The sequence below is a fragment of the Pseudomonas sp. EA_65y_Pfl1_P113 genome, from assembly GCF_963970525.1.
Taxonomy (GTDB): Bacteria; Pseudomonadota; Gammaproteobacteria; order Pseudomonadales; family Pseudomonadaceae; genus Aquipseudomonas; species Aquipseudomonas tritici.
Window position 1 is genome coordinate 368,162 of sequence record NZ_CAXAQM010000001.1, and the last position, 14,621, is coordinate 382,782.

Here is a 14,621-nt window from a genome sequence, read left to right on the forward strand (position 1 = left end):
CTTAAATTACATGTAGTTAGTATGACCTCCTACACCTTATAGTCATAAGGACTACAAGGAGTCTTTATGACTGCGCACTCATTGCTCACCACCCTGCTGCCTCTGGTCGCCGACCTGTCTCGCGAACTGCCTGAAGGCGAGCGTTACCGCCGCCTGCTGCAAGCGATGCGCGCCCTGCTCCCTTGCGATGCCGCCGCGTTGTTGCGCCTGGAAGGCGAATGGCTGGTGCCACTGGCCGTCGATGGCTTGAGCGACGACACCTTGGGTCGACGCTTCAAGGTCAGTGAGCATCCGCGCTTTGCCGTGCTGCTGAGCAGCCCCGGCCCCACGCGCTTTGACAGTGACAGCGAATTGCCCGATCCCTATGACGGCTTGGTGGATGGCCTGCATGGACACCTGGAAGTACACGACTGCATGGGCTGCCCGCTGTTCGTCGACGACCAGCCCTGGGGCCTGCTGACCCTGGATGCCCTCGACACCGAACGCTTCGAACGCGTGGAACTCGATGCCCTGCAAGCCTTCGCCAGCCTCGCCGCCGCCACCGTCAACGTAGCCGAGCGCATCGAGCGCCTGGCCTTGCGCGCCGAAGACGAACACCAGCGTGCCGAGATTTACCGCCAGGCCAGCGGCCAGCAGCACAAGGAAATGATCGGCCAAAGTAAAAGCCACAAGCGCCTGGTCGAGGAGACCAAATGGGTCGGTGGCAGCGACCTGACCGTACTGATCACTGGCGAAACCGGAGTGGGCAAGGAACTGGTAGCCCACGCCATCCACGCCGCATCAACACGCGCGGACAAACCGCTGATCAGCCTCAATTGCGCCGCCCTGCCGGAAACCCTGGTGGAAAGCGAGCTGTTCGGCCATGTGCGCGGCGCCTTCACCGGTGCGTTGAATGAGCGCCGCGGCAAATTCGAGCTGGCCAATGGCGGTACGTTGTTCCTGGATGAAGTGGGCGAACTGTCACTGACGGTGCAAGCCAAGCTGCTGCGGGTACTGCAAAGCGGCCAGTTGCAGCGGCTGGGCTCGGACAAGGAACACCAAGTGGACGTGCGCCTGATCGCCGCCACCAACCGCGACCTGGCCTTTGAGGTGCGCAACGGCCGCTACCGCGCCGACTTTTACCACCGACTCAGCGTGTACCCCCTGCAAGTACCGGCGCTGCGCGAACGCGGGCGCGATGTGCTGCTGCTGGCCGGCTACTTCCTCGAACAGAACCGCTCACGCATGGGCCTGGGCAGCTTGCGCCTGACCAGCGATGCCCAGGCGGCGATGCTGGCCTATAACTGGCCGGGCAACGTGCGAGAGCTGGAACATTTGATCGGACGCAGCGCGCTGAAAGCCTTGGGGAACTGTCGCGAACGTCCGAGGATTTTAAGCTTGAGTGCCCGGGACCTCGACCTGCCCGATGTCAGCGCGCCGCTGATCGAAGAACAGACTGACATGGTGACCGCCGTCACCGGCGACCTGCGCCAGGCCACAGAGCACTACCAGCGCCAAATCATCAGCGCCTGCCTGGAACGCCACCAGCACAACTGGGCCAGCGCCGCCCGCGAACTCGGCCTGGACCGCGCCAACCTAGGCCGAATGGCCAAGCGCCTAGGCCTCAAATAGCCCAAACAACTCGCTCCCACATTTAGGTTTGTTGTGCCTTGAAGACAGGGTTCACACGCTTCACCTTCCGAAACACCAACACATTCCCCACCATCACCAGCACCAACCCCACCAACGCCGGTGCAGTCCACTGATACCCCTCAACAAACGTCGACACATTCAGCGCCACCACCGGAAACAACACCGTGCAATACGCCGCACGCTCCGGCCCCATCCGACCCACCAACGTCAGATAAGCCGTAAACCCAATCACCGACCCCGGAATCACCAGGTACCACAACGCGCCGACATACCGCGCGCTCCAGTCCATCTCGAACGGAATCCCGCGCACCACGCAATACGTTGCCAACATCGCCGAACCATACGCCATGCCCCAGGCATTGGTGGTCAGCGGCCTGAGCCCGGCCTTCTGCTGCAGGCTCGACAACATATTGCCCGCCGAGAAACACATCGTCCCGAGCAACGCCAACCCCAAGCCGAGCCAGGTCTGCGGGCTGGCGGTATGCCCCACCAGTTCCGGCCAGAACAGCAAGCCCAGTCCCAGCAAGCCAAGGCCGCCGCCCATCAACACATTACGCGCCACCCGCTGGCCGAAAAACACCCGGGCATTCAGCGCGTTCCACAGCGTAGCCGTGGAGAACACCACCGCCACCAACCCACTGGGAATCCACTGGCTGGCCGTAAGAAAGCACATGAAGTTGACGCAGAACAGGCACAGCCCTTGGGCCAGGCAGATCAAGTGCCCACGCCTGTTCATCACCTGCAACGTGCGGCTGAGCAACAACAGCGCAAACAACACCAGCGCCGCCAAGCCAAAGCGATAAACGATGGACACAGGGATTGCCACCACGCCCAGCTGCCACTTGAGGGCGATCCAGGTGGTGCCCCAAATCAGCACGGTGAGTAAATACAGGGAAAGGTTCATAGCGGGCTCCATCGGTTGAGCCACAGTCTGGCCCTCCCTCCGTGGCGCGCTCTTGCACAATCTTGCGCTTTTGTTGGGCGACGGGATCACAGCGCCAACCGCGGGGAGTAGGATGCAAAGCGTCGGAGAGTACTCACCATGCCTGATCTGGAATCCCTGCAAGTCTTTCAAGCCCTTAATCGCTCGCCCAACGCACGCCTTGAGGCCTGCGCCGAGCTCGGTGACGGCTTGTCTGCGGCTTTGTGGAGCAACCACCACGACTCGCAGGATTATCAAGCGCCGAGCCATCACACGCTGTCGTGCTACATCGGCGGCGGCACCGGCACCTTTCGGCGTGACCAGCCGGGCACCAAGGGCGGGCCCGATAAGCTGTGCATCCTGCCCGCCGAGCATCAGTCGGCATGGGTGATCAACGGCGAGATTCGCCTGGCCCACGTGTATTTCAGCCCGGAGCAGTTTGCCTTGGGCTGCATCACCCTGCTCGACCGCGAGCCCCGCACCTTGCACCTGCGCGAAAGCACCTTCCTGGAAGACGCCAGCCAGGCCCGGCGCTTTCATCAATTGATCGCGCTGAACTGGCACGAACCCGCAGAGCGCTTGCTGACCAGCAGCCTGGCCCATGAAATGCTCAGCCACACCCTGCTCAGCCAGGTGGGCGCGCGCGAAGGGCTACGCCTGAAAGGCGGGTTGGCGGCGTACCAGCGACGACTGTTGGTCGACTACATCGACCAATACCTGGAAGACCCGATCAGCCTGGGTCAATTGGCCGGGATGTGTACGCTGTCGGAGTACCATTTCGCGAGGATGTTCCGCCAGACGTTCGGCCTGCCGCCCCATCAATATTTGTTGGCGCGGCGATTGACCCGTGCCCAGGCCCTGCTGCGCAGCGGCGCCCTGCCCCTGGGCGAGATCGCCTTGATGTGCGGTTTCTCCAGTGCCAGCCACTTCACCCATCGCTTTCGCCAGGCCATGGGCGCCACACCCGGCGAGTATCGCCAGGCGTTCTGCACCTAGATCATCAACCCCAGTGTCTTGGCCTTGGCCACCGCTTGCGTACGCCGCTCCACGCCGAGTTTGCTGTGGATGCGCCGCGCGTGGGTCTTGACGGTGTGCAGGGAGATAAACAGGCGGTCGGCGATTTCCAGGTTGGAGTTACCCAGGGCGATCAACTGCAGCACTTCCAGCTCGCGCTGGCTGAGTGGGTTCTCGACCGCGCCTGACGTTGAGGCTTGGGGCTCCATGCCCAGCTCGCTCAACACCCCCGGCGAGCGCAGCCGCAGCTCGCGAATAGCCTGCTGCACCTGGCAACGCTCCGCCAGCTCCAACCCGGTTTGCAGCGAACGGCGCGCCAGGGAGGCGTCGCCGACCTGCCAGGCCACTTCGCCGAGCACCAGGTACAGCTCGGTTTCCAGACAGAGCATGCCGCGTTGGTGGGCGCTGCCCAGCAAGGCCGTAAGCCGTGCTACGGGGTGCTCGGCACAGCCCAGTTTCACCTCCGCCAGCACCAGCAGGTATTCCAGGCGCGGGATCAGTTCCAGGGTGGCCGGCGGCGCCTGTTTGGCCTGGGGCCCCCGGAAGTGTCGCAGTACGCGGCGCACCGCTTCCACCGTCAGGTCAGCGCGCCCCTGTTGCAACCAGAAATGCCCGCTGACCAACAGCAGCACCGCGCGATACACCCTGTCGGGCACCTGGCGTTGTTGCATCAGCCGTTCGGCTTCGCGCAGTTGGTCAAAGGCTTGGGCGTAATCGCCACGATTGGCTGCCATCAGCGCCAAGCCGAGAAACCCGTAGAGCACGCGCTTGTCCTGGCTGTGCAGGCACACCTTCAAGCCTGTTTCGAAGCATTCGGCGGCCAGGCTGTCTTGCCCCTGGCGCAACGCCAGATGCCCGCGCCGCAGGGCAATGCGCCCAACCAAGGGCCCGGCCTTGAGCCGCTGTTCGAGCAACATCGCCTGCACACTTTCCAGCAGGCTTTGCGCCCGATACGGCGCGCCGCGCTGCTCCAGTAATTGCGCGTGATCCAGTTCGAGCAAGGCCTCGAGCAGCAACGAACCGTGGGCCCGGGCCAGGCACAACGCCTCACGGCTCAGGCTCTGGGCCACGTCCAACTCGCCACGCAGCAAGGCTTGCTGGGTCAGGCCCGACAGGCACATCAGCCGCGACGTCCAGGCACTGTCGGGCAAGGCTTGCAGTGCCTCAAGGAAATGTTCGCGAGAGCGCTCGGCATCGCCGCCCAAATGCAGCAGCCAGCCCCATTGCGCCTGCCAGCGCGCCAGCAGATAGCGTTGTTGCGCCGCCGTCGGTTGCGGGGCGAACCGCGCAAGCTGGTCGATGCATTGCGCGGCCTGGTCAAAACGCCCGGCGAACAGCAATGCCGCCGTCACCAGCCCGACCAGTTGCGCCGAGCCGAGCATCAATTCATCGCCATGCTGTTCATGCAGACGCAACAGCAACACCGCGTTCTGCTGGCGGAACAGGTCCTCGAAACTGAAGTACTTCAGCAAGCTCACCGCGGCTTCATATTCTTCGGCCAGCAAGGCTTGTTCAAATGCTGCCTGCCAGTCCTGTTCGGCGGTGAACCATTGGCAGGCGCGCCGGTGCCAGGAGCGCTTGGCCGGCCAGGGCTCATCACGCATCAGCTGTGCCAGCGGCGGGAAAACCTGTTGCCAGCCCGTGTCTTCCCAAGGCTGGATAAACGCACCGAGGGCCTGCAAGCCCCGCAGGTATTGGACACCGTCGCCAACGCCGAACAGGTGCTCGCACAACCCCGTATTGAAACGCGGCAGATGGGCGAGCACGCGCCAGGCTTCAGCCAGCTCGGTCGGCAAGGTGCTGAACAGCTCGTGTTGCAAGTAGTCGAGCAAGGTTTTGTCCGGGTGACCATCGCCGAGCAGCGCGATGCGCACACCGGCGCACCAGCCGGCGCTGAACTGCAACACACGGTCGACGGACTGCCCTGGCGCATGGATGAGCAGTTGCTTGATTTCCTCAGCATCAAACGCCAACTCGGCGCCACACTCCAGCAACTCATCGTCGAGCAACAGCCGCGGCCAGTTGCACGCCGGCCGGCGCCGCGCCCCAAGCCACCAGCTCAACGCCGGGCTGCTGGCAGTGAGCAGGCGGTCGAGCAAGGCGTCGGTGTCGGGCGCGGGCAAGCGGCAGAAGTCATCGAGGAACACCCACGCCGAGGTGTGCCAGCGGCCAAGGTCCAGCAGCAGCGTGGCTTCATCGGTGAATGGCAAGCCGAGGCTTTGCGCCAGGCGCAGGCACAGATCAAGAGGGCTGAGGGCAACACCATTGAGCGGCAACCAATACACTTGGCAATCCTTGGGTGCCTGCAATGCGCACTCGGCGAGCAACGCACTCTTGCCACTGCCACCCGGCGCGCACAACAGCTTCACCCGCGCCGAAGCCACCAGCAAAGGGCCCGCCAAGCGCGGGCGCAGCAGATGGTGGGCGGACAGCCGAGGCATGAATCCAGGACGGTCCAGGCAGCGTGTCATGGCGGTCATTGCTGCATCCTGCGTTTTTATTGTTATGCAACGTGGCGACTACCCTAGTCCTGTGGTCGGCGGTTGTTGAAGAAAGATTCAGCACAATGATTGTAAGACATGCACAAAACCCAATGTGGGCGCGGGCTTGCTCGCGAATGCGGTGGATCAGCCTAAGAATTCGGTGACTGATACTCCGCATTCGCGAGCAAGCCCGCTCCCACAGTTGGATTGCATTTTCACACCAACATCAGCGAACGCCTTCAGTCCTCAACGCCGCCGGTGTGTAATCCGCAGCCTTGGCTTTGAACCCAAACACAAAACTGCTCTTCTCCTCGTTCTTCATCCCCAGGGCGATGTAGCGCCCAGCGATGATGTCGTACAGCGTCTCCACCGTGTAGGCCGGCACCTGGTGGTTGTAGTAGAACTGCGCATGCCCCTCGGCAACCCGCCACAGTTGGCCACGGCCGTCGTAGTGATCCACCAATGCCACCTGCCAGCTGTCTTCATCGATGTACATGTGGCGCTTGGCGTAGATGTGCCGCTCGCTCGGCTTGACCGTGCCAACCACTTCCCACACGCGGTGCAGCTCATAGCGGGTCAGGTCCTGATTGATGTGGCCGGCCTTGATGATGTCGTCGTACTTGAGCGTCGGCTGGTCCAGCTTGTAGCTGTTGTAGGGGATGTACATCTCCTTCTTGCCCACCAGCTTCCAGTCATAACGGTCAGGCGCGCCGGAGAACATATCGAAGTTATCCGTGGTGCGCAGCCCATCGGATGCAGTACCCGGACCGTCATACGACACCTGCGGCGCGCGACGCACGCGGCGCTGGCCAGCGTTGTAGATCCAGGCCAGGCGCGGCTCCTTCACCTGGTCGAGGGTTTCGTGCACCAATAGCACGTTGCCCGCCAGCCGCGCCGGCGCCGTCACCGATTGCTTGAAAAAGCTCAGTACGTTGGCGGCCTTGGCCTGGTCCATGTCCGGGATCGCTTGCGGCACCGCCACTTCTTCTTCGAAGCGGATCGGCGTGTAACCGCCGTTGGTCTGCGGGGTGGCCTGGATGATGATGCGGCGCAGGTTGCCACCGTGGTAACGGGTGATGTGGTTCCACAGCACCTCCACGCCATTCTTGGGAATCGGGAACGCGTAGTAGCGGTTGCCGGTGAAATTTTCCAGGCCATTACCGTCGTTGATGGCCTTGACGTTCAGCGCGCTGCGCTTGATCGACTCGTAGATGTCCGGCGGCAGGTTGACCGTGCGGTGGCTTGGATACACGGGAATTTTATAGGTCTCGGGATAGCGCTTGAACATCGCTACCTGGCCGTCAGACAGCTTGTCTTTATATTTGTCGACAGTGGCGGCGGTGATCACGAACAACGGTTTTTCACTGGCGAACGGGTCGGCGAGGAAGCCCTTGCTGTCCACCGCACCGGCGTTTTTGGGAATACCGCCAGTCCAGGCCGGGATCGAGCCATCGGCGTTGCCGGCTTTTTCGGCGCCCACCGGGGTCAGGGTGGTGCCCAGCTTGGCCGCCTCTTCCGGCGACACCGCCGCCATCACGTTGGCGGCCAACAGGCTGAGGGCCATTACCGCAATTATCTTACACATAGAGTCTTGTCCTTCTTTAAGCCAAATCAGAAGTTCACGCCGAAGCTGAGGGCGAGGAAGTCACGGTCGGTCAGGGTGTTGTAGTCGCCACCAAAGAAGTCGGTGTAGCTGAGGCTGGCGGTGTAGGTGTTGCGGTAGTCCGCATCGACCCCTGCACTGATCGCCTTGGCGCCTTTGTTGAACAGGCCGTTGGGGCCGTAGCCGGCAACGTCGTGGGACCAGGACAGGTTCGGCTTGAGGTTGATCCCGGCGATCACGTTGTTGTAGTCAAGGATCGCCCGCGCGCGATAACCCCAGGAGGTGGACGTGACAAAACCATCGGTGTCGCCTTGGAAACCATAAGCGCCGTACACCGAGTCGCGGCCGTAACGCAGCTTGGATTTATCCTCCAGGCCGCCGACGTGCACGATGGCCGCTTCGCCCACCAGCGTCAGGCGTTCAGCGCCCAGCACTTGGTCGAAGAACTGGGTCATGCTGCTTTGGATCTGGGTGATTTCCTTGCGGCGGTAGCCTTTGTTGTCAGAACCGAAGTTGCTGCGGATAGGTGAGGCGAGCTGGCCAGCGACAGGATTGATCAGGGCCAGGGTCAGGTCGGTGGTGTTGAGTTGCACCGGGGCATTTGGACGGTAGCTGATCTCTCCGGTCCACGCCGTGCCGGTGGGCAAGGTGGTGGAGAAACTGGCGCCGAACAGGCGAATATCTTCCGGGTAGTCGAGGTAGTACTGGCCGCGGCCGAGCATCAGGCTCTGCACCAGGCCCGCACCAGAGCCAGGCGCTATGGCGTTGGCGGTGCCGGAGATCGCGCCGAGTGTCGCCAAGTTGGTATTGTTGGTGATGGTGCCCACATTCGGCGAACGGCTGTGGTAGTTCATGAAGTACAGGCCGTACTCCGTGTCGTCCCCCAGCCAACGCAAGGCCGTACCGAACTGGCCGGAATCCCGCGCATCGCGGTCGCCGGCGCGACGTACAATCACGCCTTCATTGGTCGCGCCAAATCCTTGGCCAAACGCTGCGGCCACCGGTTGCAGCGGCGCGATCGCAGGGTTACCCACGGTGTAGTTGTTGGTGCAACCATCCGCCGCCACATCGCTGCCAAAAAACGTGCCGCAGTTATCCAGTACCGTCTGGTCCCATTCCAACTGGTAGAACCCTTCTACGGTCAGTTGGTTGGTCAGGCTTTGTGAAGCGAACAGCATATTGACCGGGATCAGCCCTTCCTTGATCTCGGCACCCGGTCTACGAAAGGCAGACACGTCAATCGGGTTGATGCTGTTGATGGAGTTGCCGATGAAGGTACTTTCCCCCCAACTCACCACCTGTTTACCCGCGCGCACGGTGCCCGGCAGATTGCCCAGTGAGTAGTTGTGATAAACGAAGGCATCGAGGATCTGCGCACCGCTGGACTTGGCGCCTTCCTTGCGGTTGTGGTCGCTGATCTGCTTGAACTCGCGATCTTCGTCCTTGAGTTCGAAGTCGTACCAGTATTTGCCACGGACAAACACGCCCGTGTCGCCGTACTTCAATTCAAGGTCGTGCAAACCTTTGAAAATTTTCGAGAAGGTTTCGCCCTTCTTGAAGTTCAGGCGCCCGTCATCCCCGGTGGAAGCCTGGCCGCTACCGCCATTGACGGTGCCCACCAGTTTTTTGTCCGCATCGCGCATGCCCCAACTTGCGCCCACCGACAGTGAGGAATCGAATTGCCCTTCGATCTCGCCAATGTTGAATGAAACAGCCTGTGCCTGCGCACAGCAACCCAACGCAACCGCAGCGGCCAGCGCCTGTGGCCTGAAGATGGCGCGCATTGTTGTTCTTGTCATGCGTCTTCCCCGATGAGTGACAGAAGGCCCCACCCTACTGCCGACCATCAGGAGGGATAAGCGCACCAAGGAGGGATTCGTGTTGTCGCTCGAAAGGATTACCGGGCGCTCTGGCCTGGGTCTGCGCGCGGGCATGCACCGTGTGGATGGCGGGTTATCAGGAAGATGGATGGAGCAGGTCATAACTGTTGCTGATTCAGCAACAGTCCTTGTCATGAATCGCCATTACTCATTTTGTTACTAACGGCTATTCTTGCCGGGCTTTCAGGGCCAACGGCTCGCTTTCCTAACCGGAAGAAAAGCCAGATTCAAATAGATTGATGATTATTTTCAATCCGTTACCGGTGTTCACTGACGTTGATTTGTCGCTCCTTGATCCAACGTCTTACTTCGGCCGCTGCCTATGCAGCGGCCTTTTTTATGCCTTAAATAAAACGGGGCGCCATCAGCGCCCCGCAGGATTCAATCTTTTTCAAGCAACGATCACAGGCTGTATTTCTGCAGATTGGCCATCATCTCCTTCAATGCCTCGATATTGTCCTTGGGGTGGGCTGCACCGTCGAAGTCGCAGATCTGCTGCCAGTGTGCGGCCACATCGTCGGGCGAGAAGCCGGCTTCCGGGTCAAAGCCCACGCCCAGGCTACGCTCCCAACGGGTCTTGCCGATCCAGCCGCCGCCTACTTCAAACAGCCCCGAGGTTTCCTGACACGCCTCGCTGCCCAGGTACACCACCAGCGGGCTGACCAGCTCCGGCTTGAGGCGCTCGAACACTTGCGGCGGGATCAAGCCTTCGGTCATGCGCGTGCCGCCGGTGGGGGCAATGGCGTTCACCAGAATGTTGTTCTTGCGCCCTTCCAGCGCCAGCGTGCGGGTCAGCCCATAGAGGCCAAGCTTGGCCATGCCGTAGTTGGACTGGCCAAAGTTGCCATAGATGCCCGAGGTGGACGCCGTGAAAATCACCCGACCGTAAGCTTGCTCGCGCAGATGGGGCCAAGCAGCGCGGGTGACTTTGTAGGCGCCTTCGACATGCACCCGGTAAACCAGGTCCCAATCGCTGTCGTCCATTTTGTGGAAGGTCTTGTCACGCAGAATGCCAGCGTTATTGACCACCACATCGATACGGCCGAAGGCATCGAGGGCGTTCTGCACGATCTTGTCACCGTCGGTGACAGAGTCATGGCTGGCCTCGGCAATACCGCCCGCTTCACGGATCTCGGCCACGACCCGGTCGGCGGCCGAGGCATTCGCGCCTTCACCCTGGGTAGAACCACCGAGATCGTTGACCAACACTTTGGCGCCATGTTTAGCGAACAACAGCGCATGGGCCCGGCCCAATCCGCCGCCGGCACCGGTGACGATCACGACCTTATCCTGGAACTGCACTGACTCACTCATACCGAACTCCAATGGCGACAATGGGAATGGGTCGAGTGTCAGGCACCGGGGCTCTGGTCACAATAGATACGCCAGGGGCTGAATGGTGCTCGATAAGGTAGGGGGATGATTATGATGGGCTAACGAAAATCTAATTGTGTGTAGATAACTATGGCTATCGCAGGCAAGCCAGCTCCCCCACTGGGCCAGCAATTCGCTCGCGAAACGCCAGGTAGTGCTTGAGCACCTGCACCGGCGCCTCGATCTGCGGATAGTGGCCGATATTGGCCAGCAAGACCGTGTCGGCGTGGGGCACCAACTCGTGGTAACGCTCAACCATGTGGGCGCCGGAGATCGGGTCTATCTCGCCATCAATCACCCGCAGTGGGACTTCAGCCTGCTGCATTGCCGCGACCCAACGATCACGCAGGCGCCGACGCTGAGGAATGTAGGCGACGAGCTTGTGCAGGATGCGCGTGCCTTCGTGGCACTCGATCAGGCTCCAGAAATCATCCAGGGCGCTTTCGCTGGGGCGGGTATTGAGGCCGAATATCTGGCTGAAGCTGTTCGCCAGGGCATTGCGCCCAAACGCACGGCCGATCATCCAGCCCAGGGGGCTGAGCAAGAGCTTTTGTACCAGCGCCGGGCGATGGGTCTCAGGAAACAACCCCCCGTTGAGAAACACACAACTGGCCATCTGAAAGCGACCTTCATAGTGCCGCGCCAGCAATTCCTGGGCGACGCTGTCGCCGTAGTCATGGGCCAGCACATGCACCGGCTGCTCGACTCGCAGGTGTTCCAGCAGTGCCTGCTGCAAGTCCGCCTGTTCCAGTAGGCAATAACCGTGGTCCAGCGGCTTGGCCGAGTCGCCAAAACCGAGCATGTCGCAGGCGATCACCAAGTTGCGCTGGGCCAGGGGCTGCCACAAGTAGTGCCAGTCCCAACTGGCAGTGGGAAAGCCATGGATCAGCAGCAACGGCTCGCCCTGCCCCGCCACCCAGTAACGGATGGTGCGGCCGTGGAATTCGAATGTCTGACTGCGTTTGCGCCAGACACTGAGCGGAATCTCGGCGAGTGGCATCAGGTTTTATACCCAGGATCGACGCGGTCCAACTTGCGCAGCAACGCGGGCCAGGCCAGCGCGCCCCCCATACCTTGTGCGCTCTTTGTGACCGCCGCCACCATTGCCTTGGCACCGGCGAGTATCTGTGGCCCGATGGCGATCAATTCAGCGCCGCCATTTTGCGCCAGCACCTGGATATCGCAGGCGCGCTGGAAGGTAAACATCATCAAAAAAGTGTCGGCGATGGTGCTGCCGCAAGTCAGAAGACCATGGTTGTGCAGCATCAGAAAATTGTTTTCGCCAAGATCGGCCTGCAAGCGGGCCTTCTCTTCATGGTTCAACGCCACCCCTTCGTAGGCGTGATACGCCAGGCTCGACAGCACGAACAGGGACTGCTGGCTTATCGGCAACACGCCTTGTTTCTGCGCAGCCACCGCAACACCCGAAGCGGTGTGGGTGTGCAGCACACAGGTCACGTCGTGGCGACCTTCATGGATGGCGCTGTGGATGGTGTAGCCCGCGGGGTTGATCTCGTAGGGGCTCTCCATCAGCTTGTTGCCGGCCTGATCGACCTTGACCAGGCTCGACGCGGTGATCTCGTCAAACATCAACCCATAAGGGTTGATCAGAAAATCATCGGTGCCCGGCACCTTGGCCGAGATATGCGTAAAGATCAGGTCATCCCAACCATGCAGCGCCACCAGGCGATAACAGGCTGCCAGGTCGACGCGGGTTTGCCACTCGGCAGCGCTGACCTGGTCTTTGACATTCTGTGGCAATAGAACGGGGGCTAGGCTCACGGTAACGACCTCCTTAGCGCACTTTCTTATTGTTTTTTTGAGTGATGGGCCAGTCTAGTCAGACGTCGTGGCCGCCGTAGTTGCCTTGGCAGCCAGCTTGATGACCGTACGAGTCAGTCTTGAGGATAGTTTAAATTCGTGTGGACAACGTCAGAGAAGTGCCGCCAATAAAGGGGCGGCACAGGCATTGGTGCGCGAATGAGCGCTCAACCGCGCAGCGCAGTGACCAATTCGGCCAGCCACGGTTCGGCGTCAGTTTCCGGGGTGACACTTTCGCTGGCGTCCAAGCGCAGCATCGGCAGCACTTCGCGCACGCCCAACTCAGCAAACAGCTCGCGCATTTGCTCGCCGCCACCGCAGAAAGTATCGCCATAGCTGGCGTCGCCCAGGCCGATGACTGCACCGGGCAGGCCACGCCAGGCGGCGGGCAGTTGGTCGCGAATCGTCGAATACAGGGGTTGCAGATTGTCGGGCAACTCGCCCATGCCGGTGGTGGACGTCACCGCCAGAAAAGCGTCCGGCGCAAATGCCTGCACCTGCGCCAGACTGGCGCGGGGGTTGTGCCAGGCCTCGAAACCTGCGGCATTGAGGATACTGCCAGCATGGCGAGCGACTTCTTCAGCAGTGCCGTAGACCGAGCCGGAAAGGATGGCGACTTTCATCAATCTAATCCTGTAGTTGAGCGAAAGCGTGGGATATTAGCAGCTCAACCGACCCCTTCAAAAAAACGTCGCGCCCGGATGGAAAGAATGCCGGGGTGTCTTAGACTTGCGACACCTCACCTGGATGAAACCCCGCATGATTAACGCTCAATTGATGCAAATGGTCATCGACGCCTCGAATGACGGCATTGTTATCGCTGAACGGGAAGGCAAGGACTTGCCACTGATCTACGTCAACCCGGCTTTTGAGCGGCTGACCGGCTACGCCAGCGATGAAATCCTCTACCAGGATTGCCGTTTCCTGCAATCGGGAGACCGGGACCAACCGGGCCTTATCGCCATTCGAGAAGCGCTGGGCAATGATGGCAATTGTCGCGAAACCCTGCGCAATTACCGCAAGGACGGCACGCACTTCTGGAATGAGCTGTCGATATCCACCCTTTACAACGCGGCAGACAAACAGACTTACTTCATCGGCGTTCAAAAGGACGTCACCGTTCAAGTCAAAGCCCAGCAGCGCGTGGCCCAATTGGAAGCGCAAGTCGCCGAACTCAAGGCAGAGCTAGCCGCACTCAAGACGACGATCGAATCTAACAAAGATTAGATAAAACGGTGATTAAGAGGATAATGGCGTTTTAACCCCTACCTGTTGAGCAGGCCTCATGCAACGCGACGCACTCCTGACGCAGGACGAACTGGATTTTATCCAGACCATGCAGCACAACCCACAGTTGAACCTGCGGGATGCGTCGTCGAGCCTGACGGTTAACGGGGGTGCGCAAATTCGCGACCTGCTCACTCGCCTGGCCGCCCACGACCATCTCACCATCCAGGCGCAGTTCGACAACCAGCAACTCACCTTCCCGCTGCACTTGGTCGAAGATGAGTTTCACGCGGTTCACCTGCGCTTGGGCGTGCCGAGTATTTTCGAAGACGGGCCAATGATCCGGCCGTGGCGCCTGACGCTTGAAACCCCAGTGGCGCTGGAAAATATCAAGGGCAACCCGGGCGCGATGTGGGTGCATGAGGTGTCGTTCAAAGGCGTACTGGTGGAGATTCGGAGCCGGATCAAGCCACCCAAAACTTTTTCACTGTGGTTCAGCCCATCGGGCTATGAGCGCATTGCGTTGCGCGGAACGTTCGAACGAGAAACCGCGCGCGGGTTGTTCGCCTATCGACTGAACCAGAGCGACGCCGAAGAAATCGAGCGCCTGCGCCAGTTCATCCTGCACCAGCACCGCTTGGCCCATCCAGAGGTTCATGCCTGAG

12 protein-coding genes are annotated in these 14,621 nt (G+C 60.8%); 4 read left to right on the top strand and 8 right to left on the bottom strand.

Annotation, left to right across the window (positions count from 1 at the left end):
* Positions 1 to 66 precede the first annotated feature (66 nt).
* Complete coding sequence (gene norR, locus AACY52_RS01780) at positions 67 to 1,611, top strand: nitric oxide reductase transcriptional regulator NorR (protein ID WP_339420678.1); 1,545 nt, start codon at positions 67 to 69, stop codon at positions 1,609 to 1,611.
* A gap of 22 nt (positions 1,612 to 1,633) precedes the next feature.
* On the opposite strand, the gene AACY52_RS01785 is transcribed toward norR, so the two are convergent.
* The gene (locus AACY52_RS01785; protein WP_339420679.1) at positions 1,634 to 2,536 is read right to left on the bottom strand and encodes a DMT family transporter; all 903 of its coding nucleotides are present in this window, start codon (positions 2,534 to 2,536) and stop codon (positions 1,634 to 1,636) included.
* A 138-nt stretch (positions 2,537 to 2,674) separates the two neighbouring features.
* Here AACY52_RS01785 and AACY52_RS01790 point away from each other — a divergent pair, with 138 nt between their 5' ends.
* Positions 2,675 to 3,550, top strand: coding sequence for an AraC family transcriptional regulator (locus tag AACY52_RS01790; RefSeq protein WP_339560196.1), 876 nt, complete (start codon positions 2,675 to 2,677; stop codon positions 3,548 to 3,550).
* Here AACY52_RS01790 and AACY52_RS01795 read toward each other — a convergent pair.
* From AACY52_RS01795 to AACY52_RS01825, 7 genes are all read right to left on the bottom strand, one after another.
* Complete coding sequence (locus AACY52_RS01795) at positions 3,547 to 6,048, bottom strand: LuxR C-terminal-related transcriptional regulator (protein WP_339560197.1); 2,502 nt, start codon at positions 6,046 to 6,048, stop codon at positions 3,547 to 3,549. The genes AACY52_RS01790 and AACY52_RS01795 overlap by 4 nt on opposite strands.
* Positions 6,049 to 6,277: 229 nt before the next feature.
* Positions 6,278 to 7,636: a DUF1329 domain-containing protein gene (locus AACY52_RS01800; protein ID WP_339420682.1), complete on the bottom strand. Its 1,359-nt coding sequence runs from the start codon at positions 7,634 to 7,636 to the stop codon at positions 6,278 to 6,280.
* Positions 7,637 to 7,662: 26 nt separating this feature from the next.
* A complete protein-coding gene (locus AACY52_RS01805) occupies positions 7,663 to 9,453 on the bottom strand; it encodes a DUF1302 domain-containing protein (protein WP_339456613.1) in 1,791 nt (596 codons plus the stop codon).
* 483 nt (positions 9,454 to 9,936) lie between these two features.
* The gene (locus tag AACY52_RS01810) at positions 9,937 to 10,848 is read right to left on the bottom strand and encodes an SDR family oxidoreductase (protein WP_339560198.1); all 912 of its coding nucleotides are present in this window, start codon (positions 10,846 to 10,848) and stop codon (positions 9,937 to 9,939) included.
* A gap of 154 nt (positions 10,849 to 11,002) precedes the next feature.
* Positions 11,003 to 11,908: an alpha/beta hydrolase gene (locus tag AACY52_RS01815; RefSeq protein ID WP_339420684.1), complete on the bottom strand. Its 906-nt coding sequence runs from the start codon at positions 11,906 to 11,908 to the stop codon at positions 11,003 to 11,005.
* On the bottom strand, positions 11,908 to 12,690 hold the full coding sequence (locus AACY52_RS01820) for a class II aldolase/adducin family protein (protein ID WP_339427495.1): 783 nt from the start codon (positions 12,688 to 12,690) through the stop codon (positions 11,908 to 11,910). The genes AACY52_RS01815 and AACY52_RS01820 overlap by 1 nt, the downstream gene beginning before the upstream one ends.
* Positions 12,691 to 12,896: 206 nt before the next feature.
* Positions 12,897 to 13,352 carry a flavodoxin gene (locus AACY52_RS01825; RefSeq protein ID WP_339420686.1) on the bottom strand — a complete coding sequence of 152 codons (456 nt, stop codon included), beginning with the start codon at positions 13,350 to 13,352 and terminating at the stop codon, positions 12,897 to 12,899.
* Positions 13,353 to 13,488: 136 nt separating this feature from the next.
* Here AACY52_RS01825 and AACY52_RS01830 point away from each other — a divergent pair, with 136 nt between their 5' ends.
* Both AACY52_RS01830 and AACY52_RS01835 read left to right on the top strand, forming a co-directional pair.
* Complete coding sequence (locus AACY52_RS01830; protein WP_339427496.1) at positions 13,489 to 13,956, top strand: PAS domain-containing protein; 468 nt, start codon at positions 13,489 to 13,491, stop codon at positions 13,954 to 13,956.
* Positions 13,957 to 14,014: 58 nt separating this feature from the next.
* The gene (locus AACY52_RS01835; protein WP_339420688.1) at positions 14,015 to 14,620 is read left to right on the top strand and encodes a hypothetical protein; all 606 of its coding nucleotides are present in this window, start codon (positions 14,015 to 14,017) and stop codon (positions 14,618 to 14,620) included.
* Position 14,621 lies beyond the last annotated feature (1 nt).

What these genes read in the sequence shown, in the direction of transcription:
- norR (WP_339420678.1), top strand. Translation starts at nt 67, where the DNA reads ATGACTGCGCACTCATTGCTCACCACCCTGCTGCCTCTGGTCGCCGAC.
- AACY52_RS01785 (WP_339420679.1), bottom strand. Translation starts at nt 2,536, where the DNA reads ATGAACCTTTCCCTGTATTTACTCACCGTGCTGATTTGGGGCACCACC.
- AACY52_RS01790 (WP_339560196.1), top strand. Translation starts at nt 2,675, where the DNA reads ATGCCTGATCTGGAATCCCTGCAAGTCTTTCAAGCCCTTAATCGCTCG.
- AACY52_RS01795 (WP_339560197.1), bottom strand. Translation starts at nt 6,048, where the DNA reads ATGACCGCCATGACACGCTGCCTGGACCGTCCTGGATTCATGCCTCGG.
- AACY52_RS01800 (WP_339420682.1), bottom strand. Translation starts at nt 7,636, where the DNA reads ATGTGTAAGATAATTGCGGTAATGGCCCTCAGCCTGTTGGCCGCCAAC.
- AACY52_RS01805 (WP_339456613.1), bottom strand. Translation starts at nt 9,453, where the DNA reads ATGACAAGAACAACAATGCGCGCCATCTTCAGGCCACAGGCGCTGGCC.
- AACY52_RS01810 (WP_339560198.1), bottom strand. Translation starts at nt 10,848, where the DNA reads ATGAGTGAGTCAGTGCAGTTCCAGGATAAGGTCGTGATCGTCACCGGT.
- AACY52_RS01815 (WP_339420684.1), bottom strand. Translation starts at nt 11,908, where the DNA reads ATGCCACTCGCCGAGATTCCGCTCAGTGTCTGGCGCAAACGCAGTCAG.
- AACY52_RS01825 (WP_339420686.1), bottom strand. Translation starts at nt 13,352, where the DNA reads ATGAAAGTCGCCATCCTTTCCGGCTCGGTCTACGGCACTGCTGAAGAA.
- AACY52_RS01830 (WP_339427496.1), top strand. Translation starts at nt 13,489, where the DNA reads ATGATTAACGCTCAATTGATGCAAATGGTCATCGACGCCTCGAATGAC.
- AACY52_RS01835 (WP_339420688.1), top strand. Translation starts at nt 14,015, where the DNA reads ATGCAACGCGACGCACTCCTGACGCAGGACGAACTGGATTTTATCCAG.